The 23,787-nt window shown below is 36.4% G+C and carries 24 protein-coding genes; 1 reads left to right on the forward strand and 23 read right to left on the reverse strand.

Features of this window, described 5'->3' with window-relative positions; all coding sequences use genetic code 11:
* Window positions 1-496: 496 nt before the first annotated feature.
* The 21 genes from AB1349_05875 to murJ all read right to left on the reverse strand — a co-directional run bounded on the left by AB1349_05875 (window position 497) and on the right by murJ (window position 21,744).
* Window positions 497-1,126, reverse strand: a complete 630-nt coding sequence (locus tag AB1349_05875) for a hypothetical protein (protein MEW6556869.1) — start codon at window positions 1,124-1,126, stop codon at window positions 497-499.
* An 85-nt stretch (window positions 1,127-1,211) separates the two neighbouring features.
* Window positions 1,212-2,300 carry a hypothetical protein gene (locus AB1349_05880; GenBank protein MEW6556870.1) on the reverse strand — a complete coding sequence of 363 codons (1,089 nt, stop codon included), beginning with the start codon at window positions 2,298-2,300 and terminating at the stop codon, window positions 1,212-1,214.
* A gap of 72 nt (window positions 2,301-2,372) precedes the next feature.
* A complete protein-coding gene (locus tag AB1349_05885) occupies window positions 2,373-3,383 on the reverse strand; it encodes a tetratricopeptide repeat protein (GenBank protein MEW6556871.1) in 1,011 nt (336 codons plus the stop codon).
* 353 nt (window positions 3,384-3,736) lie between these two features.
* On the reverse strand, window positions 3,737-4,084 hold the full coding sequence (locus AB1349_05890; protein MEW6556872.1) for a hypothetical protein: 348 nt from the start codon (window positions 4,082-4,084) through the stop codon (window positions 3,737-3,739).
* Between the two features lie 497 nt (window positions 4,085-4,581).
* A complete protein-coding gene (locus tag AB1349_05895) occupies window positions 4,582-6,156 on the reverse strand; it encodes a DUF1573 domain-containing protein (GenBank protein MEW6556873.1) in 1,575 nt (524 codons plus the stop codon).
* Complete coding sequence (locus AB1349_05900; GenBank protein MEW6556874.1) at window positions 6,128-7,486, reverse strand: redoxin domain-containing protein; 1,359 nt, start codon at window positions 7,484-7,486, stop codon at window positions 6,128-6,130. Before AB1349_05900 ends, AB1349_05895 begins: the two co-directional genes overlap by 29 nt.
* 474 nt (window positions 7,487-7,960) lie before the next feature.
* Complete coding sequence (locus AB1349_05905) at window positions 7,961-8,698, reverse strand: hypothetical protein (protein MEW6556875.1); 738 nt, start codon at window positions 8,696-8,698, stop codon at window positions 7,961-7,963.
* Entirely contained in the window at window positions 8,695-9,108 is a 414-nt protein-coding gene (locus tag AB1349_05910) for a HEPN domain-containing protein (GenBank protein ID MEW6556876.1), read from the reverse strand. Before AB1349_05910 ends, AB1349_05905 begins: the two co-directional genes overlap by 4 nt.
* Window positions 9,096-9,449 (reverse strand): nucleotidyltransferase domain-containing protein, encoded by a 354-nt coding sequence (locus AB1349_05915; GenBank protein ID MEW6556877.1) that lies wholly within the window; start codon window positions 9,447-9,449, stop codon window positions 9,096-9,098. Before AB1349_05915 ends, AB1349_05910 begins: the two co-directional genes overlap by 13 nt.
* A gap of 73 nt (window positions 9,450-9,522) precedes the next feature.
* Entirely contained in the window at window positions 9,523-11,397 is a 1,875-nt protein-coding gene (locus AB1349_05920; protein MEW6556878.1) for a CsgG/HfaB family protein, read from the reverse strand.
* 187 nt (window positions 11,398-11,584) lie between these two features.
* Window positions 11,585-11,938, reverse strand: a complete 354-nt coding sequence (locus AB1349_05925) for a hypothetical protein (GenBank protein MEW6556879.1) — start codon at window positions 11,936-11,938, stop codon at window positions 11,585-11,587.
* A 69-nt stretch (window positions 11,939-12,007) separates the two neighbouring features.
* The gene (locus AB1349_05930; GenBank protein ID MEW6556880.1) at window positions 12,008-13,441 is read right to left on the reverse strand and encodes a PorV/PorQ family protein; all 1,434 of its coding nucleotides are present in this window, start codon (window positions 13,439-13,441) and stop codon (window positions 12,008-12,010) included.
* A gap of 200 nt (window positions 13,442-13,641) precedes the next feature.
* Window positions 13,642-15,858 (reverse strand): hypothetical protein, encoded by a 2,217-nt coding sequence (locus AB1349_05935; GenBank protein ID MEW6556881.1) that lies wholly within the window; start codon window positions 15,856-15,858, stop codon window positions 13,642-13,644.
* 104 nt (window positions 15,859-15,962) lie between these two features.
* The gene (locus AB1349_05940; protein MEW6556882.1) at window positions 15,963-16,112 is read right to left on the reverse strand and encodes a hypothetical protein; all 150 of its coding nucleotides are present in this window, start codon (window positions 16,110-16,112) and stop codon (window positions 15,963-15,965) included.
* Window positions 16,113-16,134: 22 nt separating this feature from the next.
* Window positions 16,135-16,476 (reverse strand): DUF86 domain-containing protein, encoded by a 342-nt coding sequence (locus AB1349_05945; GenBank protein ID MEW6556883.1) that lies wholly within the window; start codon window positions 16,474-16,476, stop codon window positions 16,135-16,137.
* Complete coding sequence (locus AB1349_05950) at window positions 16,451-16,765, reverse strand: nucleotidyltransferase family protein (protein ID MEW6556884.1); 315 nt, start codon at window positions 16,763-16,765, stop codon at window positions 16,451-16,453. Before AB1349_05950 ends, AB1349_05945 begins: the two co-directional genes overlap by 26 nt.
* 21 nt (window positions 16,766-16,786) lie before the next feature.
* Window positions 16,787-17,251, reverse strand: coding sequence for a hypothetical protein (locus AB1349_05955; protein MEW6556885.1), 465 nt, complete (start codon window positions 17,249-17,251; stop codon window positions 16,787-16,789).
* A gap of 316 nt (window positions 17,252-17,567) precedes the next feature.
* Entirely contained in the window at window positions 17,568-17,924 is a 357-nt protein-coding gene (locus tag AB1349_05960) for an MGMT family protein (protein MEW6556886.1), read from the reverse strand.
* A gap of 23 nt (window positions 17,925-17,947) precedes the next feature.
* Window positions 17,948-18,778, reverse strand: coding sequence for a lytic transglycosylase domain-containing protein (locus AB1349_05965; protein MEW6556887.1), 831 nt, complete (start codon window positions 18,776-18,778; stop codon window positions 17,948-17,950).
* A 6-nt stretch (window positions 18,779-18,784) separates the two neighbouring features.
* Window positions 18,785-20,086 carry an excinuclease ABC subunit UvrC gene (locus tag AB1349_05970; GenBank protein MEW6556888.1) on the reverse strand — a complete coding sequence of 434 codons (1,302 nt, stop codon included), beginning with the start codon at window positions 20,084-20,086 and terminating at the stop codon, window positions 18,785-18,787.
* 101 nt (window positions 20,087-20,187) lie between these two features.
* Window positions 20,188-21,744, reverse strand: a complete 1,557-nt coding sequence (gene murJ, locus AB1349_05975) for a murein biosynthesis integral membrane protein MurJ (protein MEW6556889.1) — start codon at window positions 21,742-21,744, stop codon at window positions 20,188-20,190.
* A gap of 97 nt (window positions 21,745-21,841) precedes the next feature.
* Here murJ and rpsT point away from each other — a divergent pair, with 97 nt between their 5' ends.
* Window positions 21,842-22,123: a 30S ribosomal protein S20 gene (gene rpsT / locus AB1349_05980; GenBank protein MEW6556890.1), complete on the forward strand. Its 282-nt coding sequence runs from the start codon at window positions 21,842-21,844 to the stop codon at window positions 22,121-22,123.
* Here rpsT and holA read toward each other — a convergent pair.
* Both holA and AB1349_05990 read right to left on the reverse strand, forming a co-directional pair.
* Complete coding sequence (gene holA / locus AB1349_05985) at window positions 22,100-23,176, reverse strand: DNA polymerase III subunit delta (GenBank protein ID MEW6556891.1); 1,077 nt, start codon at window positions 23,174-23,176, stop codon at window positions 22,100-22,102. The two genes, rpsT and holA, sit on opposite strands and share 24 nt — an antisense overlap.
* Window positions 23,177-23,785, reverse strand: coding sequence for an LptE family protein (locus AB1349_05990; GenBank protein MEW6556892.1), 609 nt, complete (start codon window positions 23,783-23,785; stop codon window positions 23,177-23,179). It lies immediately after the preceding gene.
* Window positions 23,786-23,787: the final 2 nt, after the last annotated feature.

Below are 23,787 nucleotides of genomic sequence, written 5' to 3' on the forward strand. Positions count from 1 at the left end.
GACTTAACTATTCATAGGAATTGTTCAGGTTTCTTGTGCATCCCTGTTTTACAGGGTTATTCCATTTTTGTCAATGAACAATATGTTTCAACATTTATTAGCAAAAATTTGCCAAACTACAGTATATTATACAAATAAAAAAAAAACTTGTCAAGCCCTTTTATAACTTTTTTAATTTTTTTTCAGTTAAGGTAAGTTATCCGATTATTCCAGTTTGATGAACAGGCGGGTGAGCAGTGTTTTGACGCAATCTTCGGCAGGTTCCGTGGCAAATCAGTTGTTTTGATATTCTATCATGCCATGCGCTATTATGTAATCGGCGTTTAAACGCCGACTACCACTGCTTGACATAGTGTGTCCACTAAGTTGTCATTCCCGAGTGCATCTGTCAGGAATCCATTTATCGTGTTGCTCGTAAGTCAACCATTTCAACCCAGTCCCCTAATTTCCTCAGTCCCCTAATTTCCTAATTTCCTGATTTCCTAATTTCAAAAATTTATTTTTCATCTTCTTCAATATCTTCAATATCATAATAGTTTTTAATACGAATATTTTTTACAGTAATTTTATCCTTATCAAAATAAACATTAACTATACCGCTTTTGAAAAAAAATTGATAAAATGTTGGATACCGAATTCTATAATAGTTTAATAAACTTGTAATCTCAGTTTTGGTTTTAGTTTTTAGCACAACAGGTAATTCATTAAATTTGACCTGTAATTTTTCAAGAATATAGTTCTCATATAATTCTCTGAACTTTATCAGTAGTTCTTTTTGATTGGCTGCAAAATCGTCGTCTCTATACCCGAACCAGCATACTTTATCTTTTTTTAAATGTAAAGCCATTAAATCTTGATAAACGAATATATCATGTGCCATAATTGGAATATCTCGTGTTGTATCACCTGGTTTATTTATTTCTCTATCAGGCTCGCCATACATATCTATAAGCGTATCTCTTGGAAGACCGTATTCAACAATTTTATTTTGCAGGATAAATTTTTCGTATTCCGGTAATTGTAAGTTATCAATAGAATCCTTTTTTAGATATGGCTTGTCAAATGTTACATCACATGCTAATAGCAGACAAAAAAATAAATAACTGGAAGTAAAAATAGTTTTCATAAAACTTGACTTCGGTAACAGCGTTAATTTCAAGTCTGGCACAGTTTATCCAGTTTATCTAATTAAAAATAATATTGGCACCATTTTATTTTTTTGTTACCTTTACCCGGTTTTCATATTGACCGATCTGTAATACTTTACAATTCCAATTATCGCTATTTTCTAATAATTTAACGATATCTCCAATAGTTCCTTTTCGTAAATCTAAAGAAACAACCGCTTCCTGATTAGCATAAATCCGGACCCAGGAATCTTTAACTAATCCATATGCTCTGATTTTACTGATTAAATTATTTAAATCAATTATACTATATACTCCTTGAATAAACAAAGTGGCATAAGCACGTTCCTTAAGATATTTCAAGACCGATTGGGGTAAATCCTTAGCCGATTTTTTGGCTACATTAGTTATGGACACTTTAGCAGCATTCTCGTTGGTAACATCCATTCCCGATGCCGTTTTGTTAATCGTCGTAATAATATCTTTCGTCGCTGACATTAATATTTTAAGGGATATGTTTGACCGATAAGAAACAAATCCACCTATTCCTTTATCCGTATTAAAATTGCTGGCGGCATCACCAAACACGACTATATCTGCTTTTAGTTTTTTTAAATTCGCTGCTTCATCATTAAGTAGCGATGACCTATTAGCATAAAATTCTTTGGGTTTAACATCCGAAACTACAAACCCGGCATCCACAAATGATTTCATTAACTCCAACTCGGCGGTGTTACTCATTGTTTCTTCGTTATCAATCCGTTCCGTTATCCAGAATGATATTTTGGGGTTACCGTATTTTTTCGGAGTAAGCTGGTTATCCAAGTCAGCTATTTTTTTAAGGAGGTCTTCTTTCCGGACATGGACTCTGATTTTAGTACGATAAAAATTTTCGTCTTTCCATTCTTTGATAATATCGTATTTTTCAATATACGCTTCGGTCTGAGTAGTAATATTGTCCTCAATAAGTTCAGATTTAGAAACCCAGGACTGAGCCGAAATATATACTCCGATGACCAGTTCTGAAGCGCGTTTTTGGGCATCCGCCAGAGATGTTTTTCGCGCTTTGATTACATCATTATTAATTATCGGGCCAACCCCTTCGGCTTCCACTACCTCAATCACTACTTTTTCTTTTCCGAGCTGACGTTCATATTGTTTTGATTCCCGCACAACTGGTTAAATAAATAACCACTGAACAAAAATAAAGAAACACGCAGATATATTTCACTGTTCTCATAAAATTTATTTTTTAGAATGAGGATGTCCTAAAGCGATAAATAATTTAGTCAGTGCATCCTTTGATTGCTCGCTGTAAAAAAATCCTTTTTTTTCAATTTCTTCTATCCCTGACATTCCTCTAAATAATAACGGCTCTACTTTTGATGCTTTACCGTAATACTCTTTTGCTTTGCGAATATTTTTCTGCTCAAAATTTATTAAAGATAAACCGAGTAAGGCATTCCGTTCTGGAAGTATTTCTACGATTTTTTCAAAATCTGAAGTTGCTTTTTGATATTCTTTTTTATCAAAATATACCCATCCACGAGTTATATAAGCACCGCTTATGTTTCTAGATCCAGAAGATATAGAAGATATTTTTACTGTTAGTGCTTCTGTTAAATCTTGAATATCTTTTTCGTATTCACCTTTTCTTCTATATATATCACCACGGAGGCAGTAAAAACTGCTAATGTGCGAATGAAATAACTTTTGAAAACTATAAAATTCAATTGCTTTATTACAGTTTGCAATAGCAAAGTCCAATTTATTTAACATCATAAAAAGCCATGCGCGCTTGTAATAAATCGCATCACCCTCATATGCTCTAAACGCTTCGGTTGAATTTATTTGCAAATATTTATCATATACTAAAATTGCGTTTGCGTATTCTCCTTTTATCGTATAAATGTCTGCAGCGGTAATATAACTGTAATAATCGTTAGGGTCAAGTTCTATCGCTTTTTTTACATCCTCTAATGCTTTATCATATTGTTTATAATTATAAGAATACTGTTTGGCACGATTGCACAAACTATTGACCACCCAGCGTTTATATTTACCTATATCTTTAATACCTATTTCCAATGCTTTTGTATAGAAGTCAATCCGCTCATCAGGATTTTGCGACTCTGTTGCTTTCTTATACAAAAGAAAAAATTGGTCTTCTGCAAAACCCGTTCTCCCCCAACCTGTAATCACTACTATAACAAAAACCAACCTGAATAATAAATTGATAAGGGTGGAGAAATTCATATGGGATTCATAAACCGAATATTCTCTAATACTTCAAATTCCAATATCAGGACAACAAAAACTAATTCTTAACCGACCGGAATCAATTTCCAAAGATTAAAAATCAGCATTCAGTGTGCCAAAATTCATTTCTACAGGACAAAAATCCATTTCTTCGGAACAATTATTAATTTCCGGACAACCAAAACTGGTTTTCAACCAATAAAAATTAGTTTTCGGACAATAAATATTAATTTCCGGTCAATAAAAATTCATTTCCAGCCAATAAAAACGCGTTTTCAGCCAACAAAAACCAGTTTTTATTGTTCCGTCAATAGTTTTCAGTGTTGGAACAACAATTTCCAGTGTTCAAGTTATTGCGTTGGTTGAGTGGCTGAACTTTTTCGTCTGCCGGTTCTTAACGGTTTCAAGCCGAACTCTTCCAGTTTCTCCGCTTTCTTGCCGTATTGCGCGTGGATACCGCTTACAAGCCGTGCTGATTTCTCTTTTAAGTCATTCATTAGTGCATTAAACCGCTCGGTTGCCTGTTGCTGTTTCGCTTTCAACTCTTCCTGTAGCTTATCCTGTGCCTTCGCATCCGAAACCAACTTCTCAAACTCGGCTGTCTTCACAGGCAGGTTCAATTCTTTCTCGTTCTTTTTCAAACCCGAAATAAGAACCTCATACCGGTTGATTCGTTCCGCATATGCTGATTTACCCATATTTTATCACCCCCCTGAACGGCAGGTTAAAGGTTAAAGGTAAAAAATTAAAAATTAAAAGATTAAGGAAAAATTGATTTAGACCATTTGGACTAATTGGATTTTTCATTTTTACCGACGAGCAAAATTCAAATGTAAGCATTTGCTTACATTTTGATTCCAAAAATAAAAAACACGCCAAGAGCGTGCTACTACGAAATAAAAAAAGCAGGAAAACCCTGCGACTACAAATAATCGGGTGAATAAATTCGCCCCTACAAATTTTTCATTCTCAATTCTTAATTCTGAATTCTGTCGTCGGTAACTACCCCCCCCCGAAAATGACAAATTCCAAATAACAAATAACAAATCTTAAACCAGTCAGTAACTAGCGCTCCGATTTTATCGGAGCGACTAGTGCTCTGAGATTGCTTTGTCATTTCATTCCTCGCAATGACAACATTATCAAACATCGTTTTCAACCTCTGGCAAAAGTATAACACAAAATGTATTTTCTGTCAAGCAAAAAAGGTGATTATAAAAATTAGTATTCCTATGATAACGAAAAAGCAAGAAATACAGATTTTTATCAAAAAAATTTTTTTTCTAAAGAATGCCTCAAGCCAGTCCATACTCAACCCGAAATAGAAAAGCGAGAATATAATTACTAACGGTATTACAAACAGAAAACAGTAAAGCAACAGATAAAAAATCCCGCTGATATGCAGTTTTGCAAGATACATTATTGTTGGCAGATAAATCTGTCCTGTACAGAACAGTTCTAATACCGTAATGATTGCGCCAATTAAAAATGCAACCGGTATCAAATATTTCAGCACTGTTAATTTTGTGATTATATCGTAGATTCTCCATCGTATTTTATCCGGCAGTTTCAATTTTATTGTTTTTTCGCCAAGACCTGTTCCCTTTTTTATCAGCAATGCATCTCTGAAATGAAAATATGCCAGAAAAAATACGGATATCCCGAGTAAAAAGTACATTGTTTTTGAGATGATAACAATCTGGTTGATTTTCTGGATAAACCTGAACAAACCGAGCCCGATAAGAAAATAAGTTACAAAAACACCGACGCTAAAACTGATTCCGATAAGCAGTATAGTATATCTATTTTTTTTCAACACCATACTCAAATATGTTATCAAAAAAACGATTGTCGCAAACGCGCAGGGATTTACGCTGTCTATTATTCCAGCCGAAATTACAGGCAGCAATTTTAATTTTTTTACAATTTCTGCTTTCTGAACTTCGCCGGTTGTAATATCTATTTTTTCAGCATAACCCTGTTTGGTATATTTTTCTAATAGTTTTGGAAGCAACTTTTTAATTTCTTCTTTTCCGCCGATAATATCCTTGCCGATAAAGACAACCGGTATTTTGTTTAATATCTTTTGTGATTTTTTTTCAAGCAGAACCAGTGCAGCATAATTTTTTGGCTCATCAACCGAGTACTCGTCAAGCTCTATTTTTATGCCGTATTTTTTTTCTAAATTCGGCAGTATATTTTTTCGTAATTCAATACAGAAAAGGCAACCTGCAGAATCAAAAACTGTTATTGGAATAGTAATTTTTCTCGCAGATGAAACATAACCGTTGATATCAATTGAGATATACGGATTTTTTGGGTCGTTTGATTGAAAAAATACTTTTTCGTTAAAATCGCCTTTATAACCTTTTGTATCAATTTTGACTTTAATTTTAGCTTTTTGATTCTGTTTCAGGTTAACCCGGTCAGGTGATACAGAGATACAATCGCAGGCAGGTCGGATACCAACCCGTAATAGATTTTTTGAGATATTTTTAACTTCTATTGTATAGTTCAAAACTGTTTTTTCTTTTACAGTTCCGAAATCAATAACTTTTTTATCAACTTGAATTGTTTGACTGTAAAGACAGTGAATAAGTGAATAAGTAATAAAAAGCAAGTGAATAAGTGAATAAGTGAATAAGTGATTAGTAGAAACTAACCACCTAACCACATAGCCACTTAACCACCTGAAGTTTACTAACCACTTAACCACATAGCCACATAGCCACATAACCACTTTACTTTTTGATTTTTTGTTTATACTCATTTATCAGGTTTCGTACTTGCGGGTCGTCAGGTATGTCTTTGGTAAGCGGGACGATTTCATACTGATATGATGCGATTTTTTTAGTAATATCAAATTTTAGTACCAACTTCCCGATATTCTGGCCATCCTGTCCTGCCTGGACTATAAATGTTTTACCAATTTTGAGTGGCTCTTTATCAATAAGTGTTTGAGAATGTCCGCCAACGATTACATCAATTTCAGGTATTTCTTCGGCTATTTTTTTGTCAATATCCAGCCCGCTATGCGATAATAATATCAGCAAATCAAATTGAACACCTCGTTTATTCTCTGATAGAAAGCCTGCGAGAACATCTTTTACCGCCAGGATATTTAATTTTTTTAATAACTCCTCTGGATAGAGTGCAAAGACATCTTCATCTGTGACTGATAGTATCGCGATTTTCAGATTAGGTTTTTCTATAATTTTGTCGTGTGGTGCAATGAACCTGCACATATCACCTTCGCAGTAATTAATGTTACCTGATATAAACGGGAGTTGGTAGTTAGTACAATTTTGTACGAAACCTGGATATGACAATTCCTGGTCGCCGATAGCAACCGCATCATAATTAAGCAACTGATAACATTTGAAAAGATACTCTGCCATAGTATCAGTGCAATACGGTGGTAGAATATCGCCGGAGTCCAGCAATAAGTTTAGCGGATATTTTTGTCTCTGTTTTGTCAGATAGGTTGCTCGGCGGACGATACCACCGTAAGGATGTGTGGGGCAGTCACAACTTTCAAAAAAGCCGTTTGTTGAGTTTGTAAAAAATACTGCTAATTCCGGCGGTTTGCTTGATAATTCTTTTTCTATTTCCTGGATTTTGAGTGTTAGTTTTTCTTCAAACTCTTGCTCTTCTTCTGTTTTGAACCCGCCTGAGATATATTTGATAACACCTGAAGGTGAGATAAGGAACAGTTTCGGGATAGATGCTACACCACCTGCTTGCATAATTTCCCAGCTATCGCCGGTAATTTTGCCATTCGGGTCAAGTAGTACCGGCAGTATGATATTATTCTGTTTCAGGAATTCGGTTATTTTTTCTTTTGGTAGATTATCAATATTTACGAGATAAATTTTAACATTCTTTTTCTTTTCTATTTCCTGCAGATGCGGTATTTCCTGAAGGCAGGGTTTACACCAGGTTGCAAAAAACGAGACCACAACCGGTTTGTTATAGTTAAGAATATGTGTAAGCGAAATTTTTCTGCCATCTACAATATAAGGCAGAATGAATCCAGGTACTCTATCGCCGGATTTCAGTTTTGCGAAACAGTGATTAACACAGATGACGCAAAGCGTCATTCCCGTGAAAACGGGAATCCACAGATTAACCCCCGATAAAATCATTCGGGGGCAGGCTCCGATTAACACAGATAAAATTTTGCGCATAGCGAACTCCTTTCTTTAACTAAATATAGGAAATGCCAATTTTACATTTTGCCATTCTATAATAATAATGGGGACGGAGGAAATTAGATATAAAAATTAACAGAAATTTATTAGAATTCATAGAAATAATGAAACTAAACTGAGTATTTATAAAAAATGCCAGCGTTTACAGTGAAAATTTTATTATTTGCTCCGTCCCTTTTTTCCCTTTTTGCTCCGTCCCCATTTTTCCCCCATTTTTCCCATAGGAAATTATAAAACAACATTTTAAACCACAAGATTAACACAAGATTTACACAGATAATTAAAATTTTGATAATTTCTTACTTTTTTAATCTTGTGATAATCTGTGAAATCGTGTGGTTACAAGGTTTTCTTGCAAATTTTTTAATACGAATAATAAAGCGTATAAGCGCCGGTTGTGGATGAGTAATATCCTTTGATTACCAAATAATAGTACCCTGAACTGTTACAAGTCCAGACAATCCTGAAGTTGCTACCATCACCACTCTCGTCATCACTTGTGACATGTGATTGTGTTTCAGTATAAAGTGTTGCATAATTATCTATATTACCGGTAGAATAAAAAGTATAAGTATAGCCAGAGTTTGCGTAAAACTGAATATAGTCATAATCGCCTGCGGGCTGGATACTTCTTGATTGACCATTAGCAAGATTAGAATACTGGCTGAAACTGTCATCGGGCTCGTAGGCATCGCCTGAAGCAGTGGGTGTTGCAGAAACATAATCGCTTAAACTGCTCTCTGCACCAGAAGAACTTACTGCAGAAACCTTGTAATAATAAGCAGTTCCATTTGTGAGTCCTGTATCTGTATAATTGGTAGAATAGGTATAGGATATATATGAATAGGTATCATATGCTGATAAACTACGATAAATTCTGTAATAAGAGGCATCACTGACTGCATTCCATGATAGTGTCACCTGACCATCGCCGGCAGCAGCGATAAGTCCTGTTGGTGTAGAAACAGATGTTGAGGCTGTAGAGGTAGTTCCTAATAATTTAGATTTGGAGCCGAATACTCGTTCATCTTTATCACAGCCAGTGAAAAAGGCAAGTAAAAAGTAAAAAGTAAAAAGTAAAAAGTAAAGGATTTTTTTCATTTTTTGTTATTCTCCAATTTTTTAATCAGTTTCAGTAAAGATTCTTCTGCATGCTGAATAAATTTTTTTGCTGCTATAATTTGAGTATAACATTCCTGATGACTTATTTTAACAAAATCTCCGTAGTCAGCATTTTCTCTAAGCCGTTTGGCTTTTTGCAAGTATTGGCTTAATTCTCTGGGGAACAATCCTGTTTTTATTATGTGTTGATTAAACAGAGCAATTATTCCCGAGTGTTTACTTGAATCCAATTCTTTTAGTGCCAAAAGACTTCTAGCAGCAGTAAACATTGCGTAATAACTTCGGTTTAACGAATTTCCTAAGTGGTTCATTTTAAAGGCATCTTCAGATTCTTTTAAGATTTCCGTTGCTTTTTGTATTCGGTATTTTGCCAAAGTTATTCGTGCCATATATCAATTCCCTCCTTTTGCACATTTTCAAAAAAGAAGGAACCTAATTTCAGATTTTGACGAAACTCCGATAAATCATAAAGCACTGGTGAAAGAGGTAAATTGTAATTAAAAACACAGTCAAAAATGATTTTGTCAACTACATCACTAACCTTTATTTTTTTTCTCTTTACCAGAATAAATAGGTCTATATCAGAATCAGGCAGATAATTGCCTTTAACCCTTGAGCCAAAGAGTTTAATTTCTACAATTTCTTTATCAAGTTTTTTTCTTAATTTTTTTGTTAAAGAAGCAATTATCCTTTTTTCTCTATCGGTCAAATAACCCCATTTATTGTTCACCTGGTTTCTCCTGTATCAAATACTTATAGAACCGCCACCAGTTGAAACTGGTGGCGTAAGTGACGTAGAAGTCTTAAAAGTTATACTTCAGTTTTGCACGGAAGCCCAAGAGATTATCAGCCGGACCACTTTCATTTTCTATTTGGATTCCATATGTACGGCGTTTTGTTGGGAATTCTATACCAAACCCTACATAACTTGTATCATATGAATCCGAACTAAACCTACTATAATAGTAATATTCAAATCCGCCATAATGGAAAAATAGCGACACAGGTGCATTGAAACTAATTTTTAAGCCACCATATCCGCCTATACGGTATGTATCTATATAATAACTCCTCCAGCCGTCATAATAATATGAAGAATAATAATATGAATAATAATCCGAATAACCAATATGATATAAAAGTTTGGCATATATTGTAACATTTTTTGATGGGATAATATTCAGGTCTTCATCTAAAAATATTTGACCTGGATTACTTTCAAAAGTTATATAACTTCTGCCGATTATATTAAAAGGACCATCATATGGCCCAATCCGCATAGTACTTGTTAATCCAGCCTGTCCTTTGGTTGTGAATATTGGGCCGAGTCCCCATTCAAACCACCGCCAGTCAAGTGATAATCTGGAATAGAAAAACGGGTTCATATAGTACATAAAATACGGGTCAATATAACCCATTTTTATACGAAGGCAGATTGGAAATTTCCAATCCCATTCAAACTTGCTATCTTCATAGTCCTCTGTATTAGCACACCACTCATAACTTAATAGCCCGCGTTCTATACGCAGTTTTACAGAATCACCTATCTGGATTTCTTCACCTTTTTTTAACGAGATGATTTCGCCAGTTGATGTCCAGTCGTCAATTTGTTCTATCCGCATCCAGCCGATTTTTGTTGGCTTAGTAATCATTGTCTCGCCTGTGTAAGGATTAACCTTTTCTTCACCAAGGATAAAGTTGAACTGATGATACCATCTCACACCGTTTAAGTAGCCTAAATCAATAGTAACCTTTTTACCGTCAATTGCCACAACTTTACCTGTAAGATACCGCAACGGCACGCCATATTGTCTTGTTGGTGTAGGTTCTATTTTCTGTGGAGCAGGTCTTGTGCTGGGTTCTACTTTTCGCACAGCAGGTTTTGCGCCTGTAAGTTGTCTTGCCAAATCCTGTGCAGAAGTTCTGAGTTCTTTTGATGTTGTTGCTTCCTGGTCAAAAGATGATAGTATCTTACCTGATTCTACATCTACAAGATTGACCGTTATATAAAAAGTATCCATCAGTTTAGAAAGGTTGCCGACAACCATTTTTTTGACATTTAAGAGTTTGCCAATCTGGACTGCGCATTCTGAGGTTGTGCAACCCGTTTGCTGGAATGCTGCCTCTGCAAGTATTTTATCCATATTTGCCTTCTCAATTACAGTATAGAATCCAATTCTTACCAGTTCGGTCCTCAAGAAGTCAGCAACAATAGATGCATCTGCTTGAGAAACATTCTTGCCTGCGAAATCAGCCACTGCGATATTTTCTAACTCACTTTTGGGTAGTTGCGAGGTAACCTCGCTACTACGCTTCGTATATACACTGAATGACCATACTGCAGACGGTTTTGACCAGCCGTCAAAATTGTGTGCAGCAACCCGCCAGTAGTATGTTTTCCCTTTTTCTAAGATACCAGCAGGCACTTTCCAGAATGGCTCTTCAGGATATGGTTTTGATATAGTGATTTTATTGATGCAACTCTTATCTGAATAAATAGCAGCATTATAACAATCAGCGGTATCAACCGCAGACCATTTGAGCAGCGGGTCAGTTATGTTGATTGTTTTTTCATTTTCAGGTGAAGATAAAGCAGGTGGTTCAGGCACCTGCTGAGCAAAAACAATGGGGACGGAGGAAATTAGATATAAAATTAACAGAAATTTATTAGAATTCATAGAAATAACGAAACTAAAATGAGTATTTATAAAAAATGCCAGCGTTTACAGTAAAAATTTTATTATTTGCTCCGTCCCTTTTTCCCGTCCCTTTTTCCCGGTTACATACCTTTAACTTTTTTCCATCCCTTTTTCTCTTAAGGTCTTAAGGTAAGTATACCAAAAAATATGAATTTTGTCAAGAGAATTATTTATCACGTAAATAGCCAGCAGATGAAACCGCAGTTGTTTTAGCAAAACTATCTGAAATATGTGCCAGAATTTTTTCTAGCCGTTTATTACCATCTTCAATTATTTGTTGGGTTCTTCTGTTACCGTCTTCTATGAGTTTTTGTGTAAATACTCTGCCTTCTTCTATCATCTGCTGGGTTCTTTTATTCCCTTCTTCTATCATCTGCTGGGTTCTTTTATTCCCTTCTTCTATCATTTTCTTTGCACGCTCATCTTCTTTTTCTATCATTTTGTTTGTTTGCCGAGAAAGAATAGAATTTTGGAGTAGCGCAAATAAGCCTAAAATTAAGCCAAAAGCTATTATTTCCATACAGCCTCCCTAATAACGGCAATTAAAAATTGTTTTAGTTTGTTAAAATAGCGAGAGCCTCTTGTAGTGTTATTGTGCTAATTTCTGTGCTAATGTTTTACAGGCAACTCTGAGTTCTTTTGCAGACATCGCCTCCTGGTCAAAAGATGCAAGTATCTTACCGGTTTCTACTTCAACCAGATTAACCGTTATATAATATGTATCCATCAGTTTTGATAGATTACCGACAACCATCTGTTTAACATTTAGCAGTTTCCCAATCTGGACTGCGCATTCTGATGTTGTGCAGCCCGTTTGCTGAAATGCCGCTTCCGCTAAAATTTTGTCCATATTCGCTTTCTCAATAACAGTATAGATACCTGTTTGTACAAGTTCGGTTCTTAAGAAGTCAGCAACAATAGATGCATCCGCTTGAGATACATTTTTGCCGCCAAAATCAGCGACTGCGATATTGGTTTGCACAGTTGTCTTTGGCATAACCGGTTTTGTAATAACTGGTGGTTGCTTAACAGGTTTCTCAAGTTCCTCAAATTTAAGCAGTTTTTCTTCTGTTTCTGCAACTTCACCTGGTATTTTACCAAACTTGAACGCAAGCGATATATGATGAGTTCCTAAATCTGACAAATCGAGTTTCGTACCGGTTATCATACTGAGCGCATAGTCCAGTGTAACATGCTTGAAGTTCAGTCCAAGCCCAGAATTCACTTTCGTATAGTCATCTTCGGTTTGTCGTATACCAGCCCGTAATGCGATATATTTAGTTGGCAGAACTTCAAGTCCGAACCCGAAACTGTTTGCGGTTTCATCATCAAACACATTCGTATACGAAGTAGAAATTAACATATTTCGTTTTTTTAGCGTATAAACAGAAAAGCCGATTCTAACAAGTTGTGGTTGAGATTCTTCTGTATCAGTAAAAGTTAACCCGCCACCGAGATTAGCGAGTACTAATGCCAAAGAAACCCGCTCTCCTGGCTTAAAGACAGTGCCTAAATTGACATTAGGCGCACCTGCACTGTATTTTGATAAATCCATATTAATCTGTCCAGCGCTGATTCCCAAAGAAAACTTATCAACAACCTTCCAGCCGAAGAGCAAACTGAAGTTAGAGTTTGCTTCGGTGATTTTATTCATACTATTACCATAATCATCATATGCTTCCATTTCAGAATCTGAACCTATTGCTCTTAACCCAAATGCAACTTTTTTGTAAGGATAGATAAAGGATAAGAAACTATACTTTGTTTCTGCGATACTTTTATTATAGCTAAACCCAAGTTCAGGCCTGCTTAAAAATGCAGATGCAGCAGGGTTCCAGTATGCTGCGGTATAATCAAAACAATTTGAGACAACCGCTTGACCGAGTGCCTCTGCCCGTGTACCCTGACCTACGAGCAGGAATTGTGCGGTTGGCATGTCTGAAAAGAGACGGTTGACGGTTGACAGTTGACAGATGACAGTTAAAACAGTTAACAGTTGACAGTTGACAGTTGACGGTTTCATTTTTCCTCCAGTGATTTTATTAATCCATTAATCATTTTTGATATTTTATTCGCGTGAACATACAATAATTCAAATTCAGTAACAGTAAGATAACCCAATTCTCGTGATAAATTCAACAATGCAATACTTAATTTCTCAAAATTAAACATTCTTTGCCTTTTTGCCTTTTCCGTCAACTGTCAATTCTGTCAACCGTCAACCTACCTTACCACCATTATTTTGAATATCTTCTTACCGCCTGAGTCATCAGTTGCAATCACCGTGTATGTACCTGATGCAACCTTTTCGCCACTATCTGTAATACCATCCCAGGGTTGAATATATCCGTTTGCATCCGCAGAAAGTTCTTTAAGCACGCTGCCAGCAGGTGATAGTATTTTTACCGACGTATTTGATGTGAATTGCTGGAAGTTTATTACACTACCGGGTTGTGAAAGCATCGCAGGCACCGGATAGCAGTGTGCATTTTCAAGTGGATTCTCAGGTGTAACACCGCCATAGATTGATATTGGAGCAGAATAAGTAGAATTATTTTCTTTGTTTGATTCTAATATATTATCGTCAATATCTACTATTACTCTAACATAGTAATACCCATTAGTAATATTTGATGGTATTTGTAGTGGCATATTGTCTAAACGATAACCTGGGGGACCAGTATTAACTGCATCAAATCCGGTGGATGAAGAATCTATAGTATCTTTTCTTATTTCTATATCGCCAGTATGAATGATACCAGTTGAAGTATTATGGGTAGATAGATAATAACCTACTACAAAAGAGTTTGTGATATTAGCATTACTATTTGTATTTTTTATTCCAAAAGAAATTGTTACATTACCTCCAGCTTGAACACTAGTTTGTGGCATTGATATTTCGTTATTATAAACAATCAAATCCGGCAAATTAGAGGCAGGTGCAGAAACATCAGGTGCATCTATTGAACTTGTTGGTGTACCAGTTGCAGAAGCACCGGTTATATCCTGTGCCTCAAAGTAATATGTGTAATCAGTCCCTTGTGTGTAGGGGTGGGCTTGCCCACCCGATGAATATGTATAAATCGCTCCTGTATTATTCGCGCCGGAAACATATGTCATTGTAAATGGACTCCCTGTTATTTCAGTAGCACCTTTTAATATATGAACCTTTGGAGTCCCGCTGAAAGGCGGGTCATTATCCGCATCTGTGTATGTTACACGGTAAGTAAAGTTTGTTGATGTGGTGCCTGTTTCAGGGTCAAGCCCATCAGAAACATAATTTGTTTCACCTGTCCATGAAAGTGTTGGTGGAGTATTTACACATGTTGGTGTGCTTCTGTTTGTTGTATCACCAAGCCCTAATTGACCATTGTCGTTCCTTCCCCAAGCCCAGAGTGTGCCATCTGTTTTTATTGCTATTGTGTGATACTCACCACCTGAAACAGATGACCAGTTGCTCGCAGTTCCTACCTGTGTCGGTGTGGTTCTGTTTGTTGTATCCCCAAGCCCTAATTGACCCCAGTCGTTCCCTCCCCAAGCCCAGAGTGTGCCATCTGACTTGATTGCTATTGTGTGATCCCAACCACAGGAAACAGATGACCAGTTGGTTAAAGTCCCTACAGGGGTTGGTGTGTTTCTATCTGTTGTATCACCAAGCCCTAATTGACCATTGCCGTTCCCTCCCCAAGCCCAGAGTGTGCCATCTGTTTTTATTGCTATTGTGTGATACTCACCACCTGAAACAGATGACCAGTTGCTCGCAGTTCCTACCTGTGTCGGTGTGGTTCTGTTTGTTGTATCCCCAAGCCCTAATTGACCAGAGTAATTCCATCCCCAAGTCCAGAGTGTGCCATCCGTCTTGATTGCTATTGTGTGATAATCACCACATGAAACAGATGACCAGTTGGTTAAAGTTCCTACCTGTATCGGTGTGGTTCTGTTTGTTGTATCCCCAAGCCCTAATTGACCATAGTTGTTATATCCCCAAGCCCAGAGTGTGCCATCTGTCTTTATTGCTATTGTGTGATACTCACCACCTGAAACAGATGACCAGTTGCTCGCAGTTCCTACCTGTGTTGGTGTCCATCTATCTGTTGTATCACCAAGCCCTAATTGACCATACTCGTTATCTCCCCAAGCCCAAAGTGTGCCATCCGTCTTGATTGCTATTGTGTGAAAAACACCACAGGAAACAGATGACCAATTGCTCGCAGTTCCTACCTGTGTCGGTGTGGTTCTTTGTGTTGTATAACCAAGCCCTAATTCACCATAGCCGTTATATCCCCAAGCCCAGAGTGTGCCATCTGACTTGATTGCTATTGTGTGATACCCACCACCGGAAACTTTCAACCAGGTTTGAGCATAGAGGCAGGTAAAACAATTAAAAATTGAAAATGTAAAATTAAAAATTACAAAAACTAAAATCTCAATTCTTTTCATAAATTGTGTATGCATAACTCCCCCCACTGTAACGGCAAATCGGCAATTAATTGCCGATTACCTTGCTCATCAATAAACCTGTAAAATTTAGCCATTTTGCCCCCTTAGTAGACGGCAATTAATTGCCGTCTACTTTTCCAGCTTTTTAACCCGAAATCCTCAAGTTTATCGTTTTTCTTGCCATATTTACCATAAACGGTGCTTGTGAGCCGTGCTTCTAGCGCCACTATTTCAAAATCCTTCGGTAATGCCATACCCACCTCCCCGTTTTCATTTTTACTTCATAAGTTTCTTTATGTTTCTTTTAAGTTCTGGAATGTCTTTTTGCATCACTTTCCAGGTTTCTTCGGTATCTACGCCAAAATATTCATGCGCTAAAATATTTCTATATGCAATAATCTCCTTCCAAGGAATTTCTTGGTGTCTACTTTTTAATCCATTTGATATATTTTTCGCAGCTTCACCAATATTCTCGCATGCCTTGTAAATAGCATATTTTAGTTTTTCGTCCTTTACAAAGGTTTTATATGTTTCATCCTTAACAAATTTTTCTGCTTTCTCTATTTCTTCATACATAGATTGGATGTAAAACTTATCCCTTTCTTTGCTTCTTTTCATATATGGTGACCACCTCGCTTAAAATTTTATCTTTCAGCAGATGATGCAAAGCACCTTGTGTAACAAGGTCAACTTTTTTTCTTAACAGGTTTGCTAATTCTTCTTGAATAGTTATAAATTCCAATCCTTTGGGTTTTTTGAATTTAACTAACATATCAATATCACTTGTATCTTTTGCTTCATCTCTTGCACAGGAACCAAATATACCCAAAAAAGTTATTCCGTATTTTTTACAGAAATGCTCAATCAGTTCTTGTTTTGCTATAATTTCAGTTAAAGTGTTGTTCATAAATCTATTTTTCAGACATATTTATTTTTCTGATTTATATTTCACCTGTTTTTCTCTGACTGCCAGAGATTCACGCTCCTCTATCCTTGCCCATCTGTCATCCATTCGCTTCAGTAGTTCTCTGAATTCATGCCTTCCTTCTTCAATTGACTGCTGGGTGCTGTTATGAATTTCTATAATCAACTGTTGTGTGCTCTTACGACATTCATCAATCATCTGCTGGGTTCTTCTGTCAGCTTCCTCGGCTCTCTTTCTACCTTCATCAATCATCTGCTGGGTTCTATTGTCTGCCTCCTGAGAACTTTTTTTGCCTTCGGCAATCATTTGTTGTGTTCGCCTGTTTCCTTCTTCAATCATGCTCTTTGCTCTTTCATCTTCTGATTTAACCAGCAGGTCAGTTCGTTTACTTATACCATGCGCAAGAAGCCCACCTAAAACAGCCAAAATTATACTTGCAAATCCAAGAATGATTGCTGCAATTTCCATATCAATCCCCTTTTACCCATTATACTTTCCATAGTCCCCAACGAACTTTTGTATCTACCCCTTAAGGGGTAGGCTACAGGGGTTACTGGCTATGCCTGCTGCTGTTCCTTTTTACCACGCAACGCCTCTAATACCATCTCATCACGCAGATTTTTCAGCCGTTTTGTGAGTGCGTGTGGTTTCCCTAATGCACCTGAAATTGCGTCAATCGTTGCAGACGCCTTGTTGTATGCCGATTTCCTGTAAATGTTTCTAATGTGGCGTGGATTGAAAATCCACGACTACATTTAATAATTTGTATCTTTGAAATTTTTTATTATCCATAAATCTTTCTGTAAATTATTATACTATTTTTTTTTTCGTTTGTCAATAATCGCAATTTCTGTTTAAGCCCTTTTGAATATCCGCCGAGTTTACCATTTTTTCTGATAACTCTGTGGCATGGGACTTCTGGTGCAAACGGGTTTTTAGCAAGTGCATTCCCGACTGCTCGTGCTGATTTCGGTTTTCCTATCCGTCGGGCAATTTCAGAATAAGTGGACAAATGTCCTTTTTTAATTTTTAAACACTCCAGCCAAACCTGTTTGTAAAATGCTGGATAATCCGAATTTTGGATTTTCCGTTTCAATTTTTCATTTTTCATTTTTGCAACCATAAGCATTTTGTTTCTCATTTTAACCTTTAACCTTTAACTTTTTACCTTTCCAATCTCTTGTATCTTTTATCTTTTGGATTGTCAGAAATACGTAAACAGCCTTTTTCATCAACAAAATACCAGAACTGTTTGTCTGACTTATGTTTCTGGTAGTTTCGTAAAACATTCTCAATATATGTTTGTGTTTCATTATATGGTGGAATCCCCCCCCCTTTTTTACTATATTTTTTTACCGCATTTGGACCCGCATTATACGCCGCAAGTGCAAGTACTGAATTATCAAATTTTTGTAACAGATAGTTAAGATACTTAACACCACCTTCAATATTTTGCTCGGTATTTTCAGGGTCTACATTCAGTCCTTTTGCAGTTTGCGGCATCAGTTGCATCAGTCCTACAGCGCCTTTTGATGAGACATCGTTTGGATTAAAATTTGACTCTGCCTCCATTACCGCCTTTACAAACGCAGGGTCAATGTTGTATTTATCAGCATAGATATGAATAAGCAGGTCGTAGTCATAATTAGGCGATTGTAACCCACGACTTGAGTCTGGGGTCGGGCGATTAGACGATTGCTTTTTGGTATTTTTCATTTTTTTAACAAAACTTTTTGAAGTATCTTTAGATTTAGTCGTGCTATATTTTACCGAGTTGATTTCATTTTGTAAAAATAACATTGAGTATTTTCTTGTCTCAACCATATAGTCGCCTTTTTCAGTAACTGTAATTTCGCCGTTAATTTTGTTCCCATTTTTTAAGATAAGAGTTCCCTGCCTGGCATTAAGAAGGTAGACGGTAGAAAGTAAAAGGTAACAAGTTAAAAGTAAGATTGATAGATTCCGTGTCAAGCATGGCATGACATTTTGTATCATCTTTTTTTATTCTTTCAGTAATTTTCTTCTCAATAGTTTATGATATGAAATTGCGAATCTGTGTGCTTCATCACGGATATACTTTATCAGATTTAATGCGAGCGAATTTTTTGCCAGAATTACTGATTCTTCATTGTCTGTGAAAAAAAGTTCTTCTTTCTGTTTAGCGATTGCGATAATTTCTGGTAGTTTTGGTAGTGTAGCCTTAAGGGCGCGTTCTGCGGCTGAAAGTTGCCCCTTCCCACCGTCAATAATAATCAAATCAGGTAGTGGCATTTTGAGTGATAAAGAGCCTGAATATCTGCGTTTGATAATTTCGCGTATCATCGCACAATCGTTTGTTTTTCTTATAGTTCTTATCTTGAATCTTCTGTAATCACTTTTTAATGGCAGCCCACATTCAAAAACAACCATTGAACCAACAGCATATTTTATCCCACTTTCCACTCCTCCGGAGATATTTGATATATCAAACCCCTCAATCCTGTTTATATTTTTACCAATAAGTTTACATAAGTCAGAAATATATGAAGTTCTATCAACACCTAACAGGATATCTTCAAGTGTAACCTCGCGTAAAAGTGGTGCAGTAATTTTTTCAAGCGTATTTCTTACTGCAAAAATTGTATCACGCAATTTTGCTGCGTTCTCAAACTCAAGTTTTTTTTCTGCAACAGCCATTTCATTCTCAAGCGATTTTATAAGTTGATTGTTTTTCCCACTTAAAAACATTATCACATTAGCGACAATATGATAATATGATTTTATATCAATTTTGCCAATACATGGTGCCGGACATTTTGCAAGATGGTAATAAAGACACCCGATTTTTCGTTTATCTAAATTGTATCTACAAGGTCGCACGCCAAAATTTTTATAAATAATCCGCAATGTCTTTTTCATATCGGTTACATCAGGATAAGGTCCGAAGTATTTACAACCATCTGTTTTTTTTTGTCTTACAATAATAACTGCTGGAAATTGTTCGTTTGTAATTTTTAGATACGGATATCGTTTATCATCTTTCCACATCACATTATATTTCGGCTGAAACCGTTTGATTAACGATTCTTCCAGAACCAGCGCCGATTTAACATTATCGGTTAAAATATAATCAATACTTTTGACCAATTTTACAAGTAATACATTTTTTAATGATTGTTCAGTATTACTAAAATATGATTTTACCCGTGTTTTTAGTGAAGTCGCCTTACCGATATAGATTATTTTACTGGATATGTCCCGCATTATATAAACACCGGGATATTGTGGTAGGTTTTCTAATTTTTTTTTAAGCGTATTATTCATTTCCGTAATGTCATTCTGAGGGCGAAGCCCGAAGAATCTCAAAACCGAGATGTTTCATTTCATTCAGCATGACATCTGTGTTAATCTGTGTTAATCTGTGGTTATGAAATTTTTTTGATAACTGATAGTACAGATTTTAATTCTTCAATCCTTAAAAGTTTGACTATGAAAATATATACAGCAAATCCAATCACAATCGTCCCGAGCACTTTCAGAACAAGGTTCCCGAAAAAATAGTTAGAACAGATATAGCAGACGACAGCCATTATAAATGTTGCAAAAACCAGTTTTGTAAGTGATACAAGTATTTTTTTACCACTTAATAATCTCCCCCCGCCGACTCGTTTTCTTAAAGCCACAAAAAGTAAAGTTGCATTTGTCCAGGATGAGATTGCAGTTGCAAGTGCAAGCCCGCCGACACCCAGAGGTCGCATAAGAATAATGTTAAGAACTGCATTCAATACCATACAGGAAGTCGCTATTTTTACTGGTGTTTTGGTTTCTTTGAACGAATAGAACCCGCCTGCAAAAATTTTTACATAACTGAACGCAGGCAGCCCCATAGAATAAAAAAATAATGCCGAATTTGTCAGCAAAGTCGCCTGACTGTCAAATTTACCGTGCTGAAATAGAAGCGTTATCATCGGCTTGCCTAAAATCATCAGTCCTGCCATTGCTGGAAAAATCGCCAGTGACGATATTTTTATTGAAAACGTAAGTGTATCTTTCATCTCATCAGTATTTTTTTGGGAAACACTTGCAGACATCAACGGCAATGAAACAGACGCAACTGCAATCCCGAAAAGCGCTAAAGGTAGTTGCATCAGCCGATTAGAATAGTAAAGTGCAGTTATGCAACCCTGCTGCAAAAACGAGGCACATACTGTATCAACAAACGCATTAACCTGGTCTATAGATATTCCTAACATTGCCGGGAACATCAAAAAGGATATCTGCCTTAATCCCGGATGGTTGAAATTAAAAATCGGCTTAAATGAAAACCCGCGCTTTCTTATTGATGGTATTTGAATCAGGAACTGTAAAAGTCCGCCGACAACAACTGCGATTGCGAGCCCTTTTATCTGGCTCGTATTAACTAAAAGCGGTGCAATCGCTAGAACAAATACAATTTCAGAAATTGATAGGAATGACGGTGCTACTGCAGGTATAAAAAAAAGTTTTAGCGAATTCAACACAGCCAAAAGAAACGCAGCAAGACATATAAATAAAAGAAACGGGAAGATTAGGCGGGTTAGTGAAATTGTGAGTGCCAATTTTTCTGGTGTTTTTGTGAATCCATATGCGATAATTTTTGTGAGTTGCGGTGCAAAAATTATCCCAACGACACATACAACTAACAGAACAAAAACAAGTGCTGTGGATACAGTATTAAAAAGTTTTTCAGTTTCTTTTTTTTCTTTAGTAGCAAGATAGTCGCTGAATACAGGCACGAATGATGCTGATAGCGAACCTTCGCCTAAAAGCCGTCTGAAAAGATTAGGGATTCTAAGTGCTGCATAAAACGCATCCGCAGACATACCGGCACCAAAAATCCAGCCAACAGCCATATCCCGAATATAGCCGAGTATTCTTGAACACAGCGTGCCTGTTGATACATAGCCGATATATTTGGTAATTTTTAATTTTTCACTTGACATTTTTTTATAATTTTTGTATAATCACAAAGAGACACAAATTAAAGCCCGAATAGCCACAAATAAATCTGTGGTAATTTGCGTACAAACGGAGCGACAAATGAAACTAAAAACTGGCAGACACACATCCAGCTTAAAAGAGGCACGAAAAAATCTAAAAAGACGCTTGTTTAATAAAGCAGTCAAATCCAGAATCAAAACTGAAATCAAAAAATTTGAATCAGCATTAACAGCCAAAAATTTTGAAAATGCAAAAGAACTATTAAAAATTATTTCAAGTATGCTGGATAAAGCAGCAAAGAAAAAAAATATCCATAAAAAAAACGCATCACGCAAAATTGCACGGCTTTCCACTCGGTTATTGGCACAGTTCAAAAACTAGTTGCTCAAGACAAACCTGACTCCCTCCCCCACCCCCCATGCCTGATTTCATTTTTATCTCTGTTTCCAGAATCTGTTGCAAAGCCGATTTTATTTCTGCCCATTCAAGTTGTCTAACATCGTCTAAGAACTCTTTCTGAAAAAATTTTATCTCGGTCTCTTTTAATGCGTCCCAATCGGTTGCTCCATGCGATTTGGCTTCAAAAAACTGCTGATATTTTCTGTATCTGTCTGACAGAACACCGAGTAGCCCGAATTCGTCTTCGCCGTTGTTAAACAGATTTGTCAGGATTTTTATTGCCATATCAATATTTTTTTTGGCAAGTGGTGATAACAACTCAAATACTGAATGCTGTCTGAAATGTCCACAGCAGTCTTCAACATCGTCAATCGTTATCTCTGATTTTTCAGCCGTATATAAAATCAACTTATCAACTTCGTTTTTTATATCAAAAAGCGCATTCCCGGTAATTTTTATTATACTATCCGCTGCATCTATTGAAATTTGTTTGTTAAACGGCGGGGGGGGGAGGTTGCTAACATAATCCAGTATCCAGTTGCACAGTTGATTGTCCGGTAAATTATAAAAATTTATTATTGGATACATTTCTTCAATTTTTTGGAAAATCTTTCGTTTCGGCAATTTCTCACCTGCAACTAAAACAAGGCAGGTTGTTGGGGCAGGATTTTTAATATATTTTTCAAGCAAAGAATCCTGTGATTCTAAAAGATTGTGGAAATTTTTTAGAACAACCAGTTTTGTCTCGGAAAGAAATGGTAATGAATTACAAGATAAAAGTGCGTTCTGTAGTATCTTATGTTTATCAACGGATGTATCAACATCATCAGGCTGCTTTTCATGTTTATCCGGAAGATAAAAAACACTGTAATTCAAATCATGTAGTTCGGGTTCAACCAGAATTTTTTCTAACTGGCATATGGCTTCATTTTTCAAATAATCTTCTTTGCCATAGAAAAGATATACAGGCGAGATATCAGATTTTTTTAATAATTTCAATTTTGAGTTGAACGCATAATAACTGATTTTAGCCATCTATTCCGTTTTTGGTGGTACCTTTTTTTCACTGATACCTGTTACCGAGCCAAAACCTTCAACAGTTCGCCTTAATATACTTCTTGATAATTTTTCCCAGATTATTTCTCGCGCCTGTTCCTCTGTAATCCCGCCGGGCAGATTAGCAACAAAAAACCTGTAATTACCTTCCAGATTTTTTTCCTGCAGAACTACTTCATTTTTTGCTCTGTCAATCAGAACGATATCAACCAGTATCCAGAGTTTATACTCTTTAACTACATGGTTTTCATCGTAAGTCAATGGTTCCAGAACATACCTTGTAATTTCACCGCGTAAGATAGCATCCGCTTCTGCTGAATTTGTTACTGCTAACCGGCCATCCCGTATAAATTCGTTTGTAATCGCAATTGTCAGTTTTTCTTCCATTCCATAATATACGGTTGAATTCTTGAATGTCTCTATTGCTACCTTTCTGATATTTTGCGGTAATACCTGCGGTGCTGGTGTATACGGTGCTGTAGAACAACCGGTAAATACAGTGAATAGTGAATAGTGAATAGTAAATAGTAAAGGCAAACCCAACCACTTAACCACTTGACCACTTAACCACTTAACCACTTTTTTCATTT

The organism is Elusimicrobiota bacterium, assembly GCA_040757695.1.
In the GTDB taxonomy this organism is placed as follows: Bacteria; Elusimicrobiota; UBA8919; order UBA8919; family UBA8919; genus JBFLWK01.

Coding starts and splice junctions, on each gene's coding strand:
- AB1349_05970 (MEW6556888.1), bottom strand. CDS start 20,086: ATGAATAATACGCTTAAAAAAAAATTAGAAAACCTACCACAATATCCC.
- AB1349_05945 (MEW6556883.1), bottom strand. CDS start 16,476: ATGAAAAGAAGCAAAGAAAGGGATAAGTTTTACATCCAATCTATGTAT.
- AB1349_05925 (MEW6556879.1), bottom strand. CDS start 11,938: ATGGAAATAATAGCTTTTGGCTTAATTTTAGGCTTATTTGCGCTACTC.
- AB1349_05890 (MEW6556872.1), bottom strand. CDS start 4,084: ATGGGTAAATCAGCATATGCGGAACGAATCAACCGGTATGAGGTTCTT.
- AB1349_05960 (MEW6556886.1), bottom strand. CDS start 17,924: ATGAGAAACAAAATGCTTATGGTTGCAAAAATGAAAAATGAAAAATTG.
- AB1349_05905 (MEW6556875.1), bottom strand. CDS start 8,698: ATGAAAAAAATCCTTTACTTTTTACTTTTTACTTTTTACTTTTTACTT.
- murJ (MEW6556889.1), bottom strand. CDS start 21,744: ATGTCAAGTGAAAAATTAAAAATTACCAAATATATCGGCTATGTATCA.
- AB1349_05920 (MEW6556878.1), bottom strand. CDS start 11,397: ATGAATTCTAATAAATTTCTGTTAATTTTATATCTAATTTCCTCCGTC.
- holA (MEW6556891.1), bottom strand. CDS start 23,176: ATGGCTAAAATCAGTTATTATGCGTTCAACTCAAAATTGAAATTATTA.
- AB1349_05955 (MEW6556885.1), bottom strand. CDS start 17,251: ATGGAAATTGCAGCAATCATTCTTGGATTTGCAAGTATAATTTTGGCT.
- AB1349_05965 (MEW6556887.1), bottom strand. CDS start 18,778: ATGATACAAAATGTCATGCCATGCTTGACACGGAATCTATCAATCTTA.
- AB1349_05910 (MEW6556876.1), bottom strand. CDS start 9,108: ATGGCACGAATAACTTTGGCAAAATACCGAATACAAAAAGCAACGGAA.
- AB1349_05885 (MEW6556871.1), bottom strand. CDS start 3,383: ATGAATTTCTCCACCCTTATCAATTTATTATTCAGGTTGGTTTTTGTT.
- AB1349_05940 (MEW6556882.1), bottom strand. CDS start 16,112: ATGGCATTACCGAAGGATTTTGAAATAGTGGCGCTAGAAGCACGGCTC.
- AB1349_05990 (MEW6556892.1), bottom strand. CDS start 23,785: ATGAAAAAAGTGGTTAAGTGGTTAAGTGGTCAAGTGGTTAAGTGGTTG.
- AB1349_05875 (MEW6556869.1), bottom strand. CDS start 1,126: ATGAAAACTATTTTTACTTCCAGTTATTTATTTTTTTGTCTGCTATTA.
- AB1349_05930 (MEW6556880.1), bottom strand. CDS start 13,441: ATGAAACCGTCAACTGTCAACTGTCAACTGTTAACTGTTTTAACTGTC.
- AB1349_05935 (MEW6556881.1), bottom strand. CDS start 15,858: ATGAAAAGAATTGAGATTTTAGTTTTTGTAATTTTTAATTTTACATTT.
- AB1349_05950 (MEW6556884.1), bottom strand. CDS start 16,765: ATGAACAACACTTTAACTGAAATTATAGCAAAACAAGAACTGATTGAG.
- rpsT (MEW6556890.1), top strand. CDS start 21,842: ATGAAACTAAAAACTGGCAGACACACATCCAGCTTAAAAGAGGCACGA.
- AB1349_05895 (MEW6556873.1), bottom strand. CDS start 6,156: ATGAGTATAAACAAAAAATCAAAAAGTAAAGTGGTTATGTGGCTATGT.
- AB1349_05900 (MEW6556874.1), bottom strand. CDS start 7,486: ATGACGCTTTGCGTCATCTGTGTTAATCACTGTTTCGCAAAACTGAAA.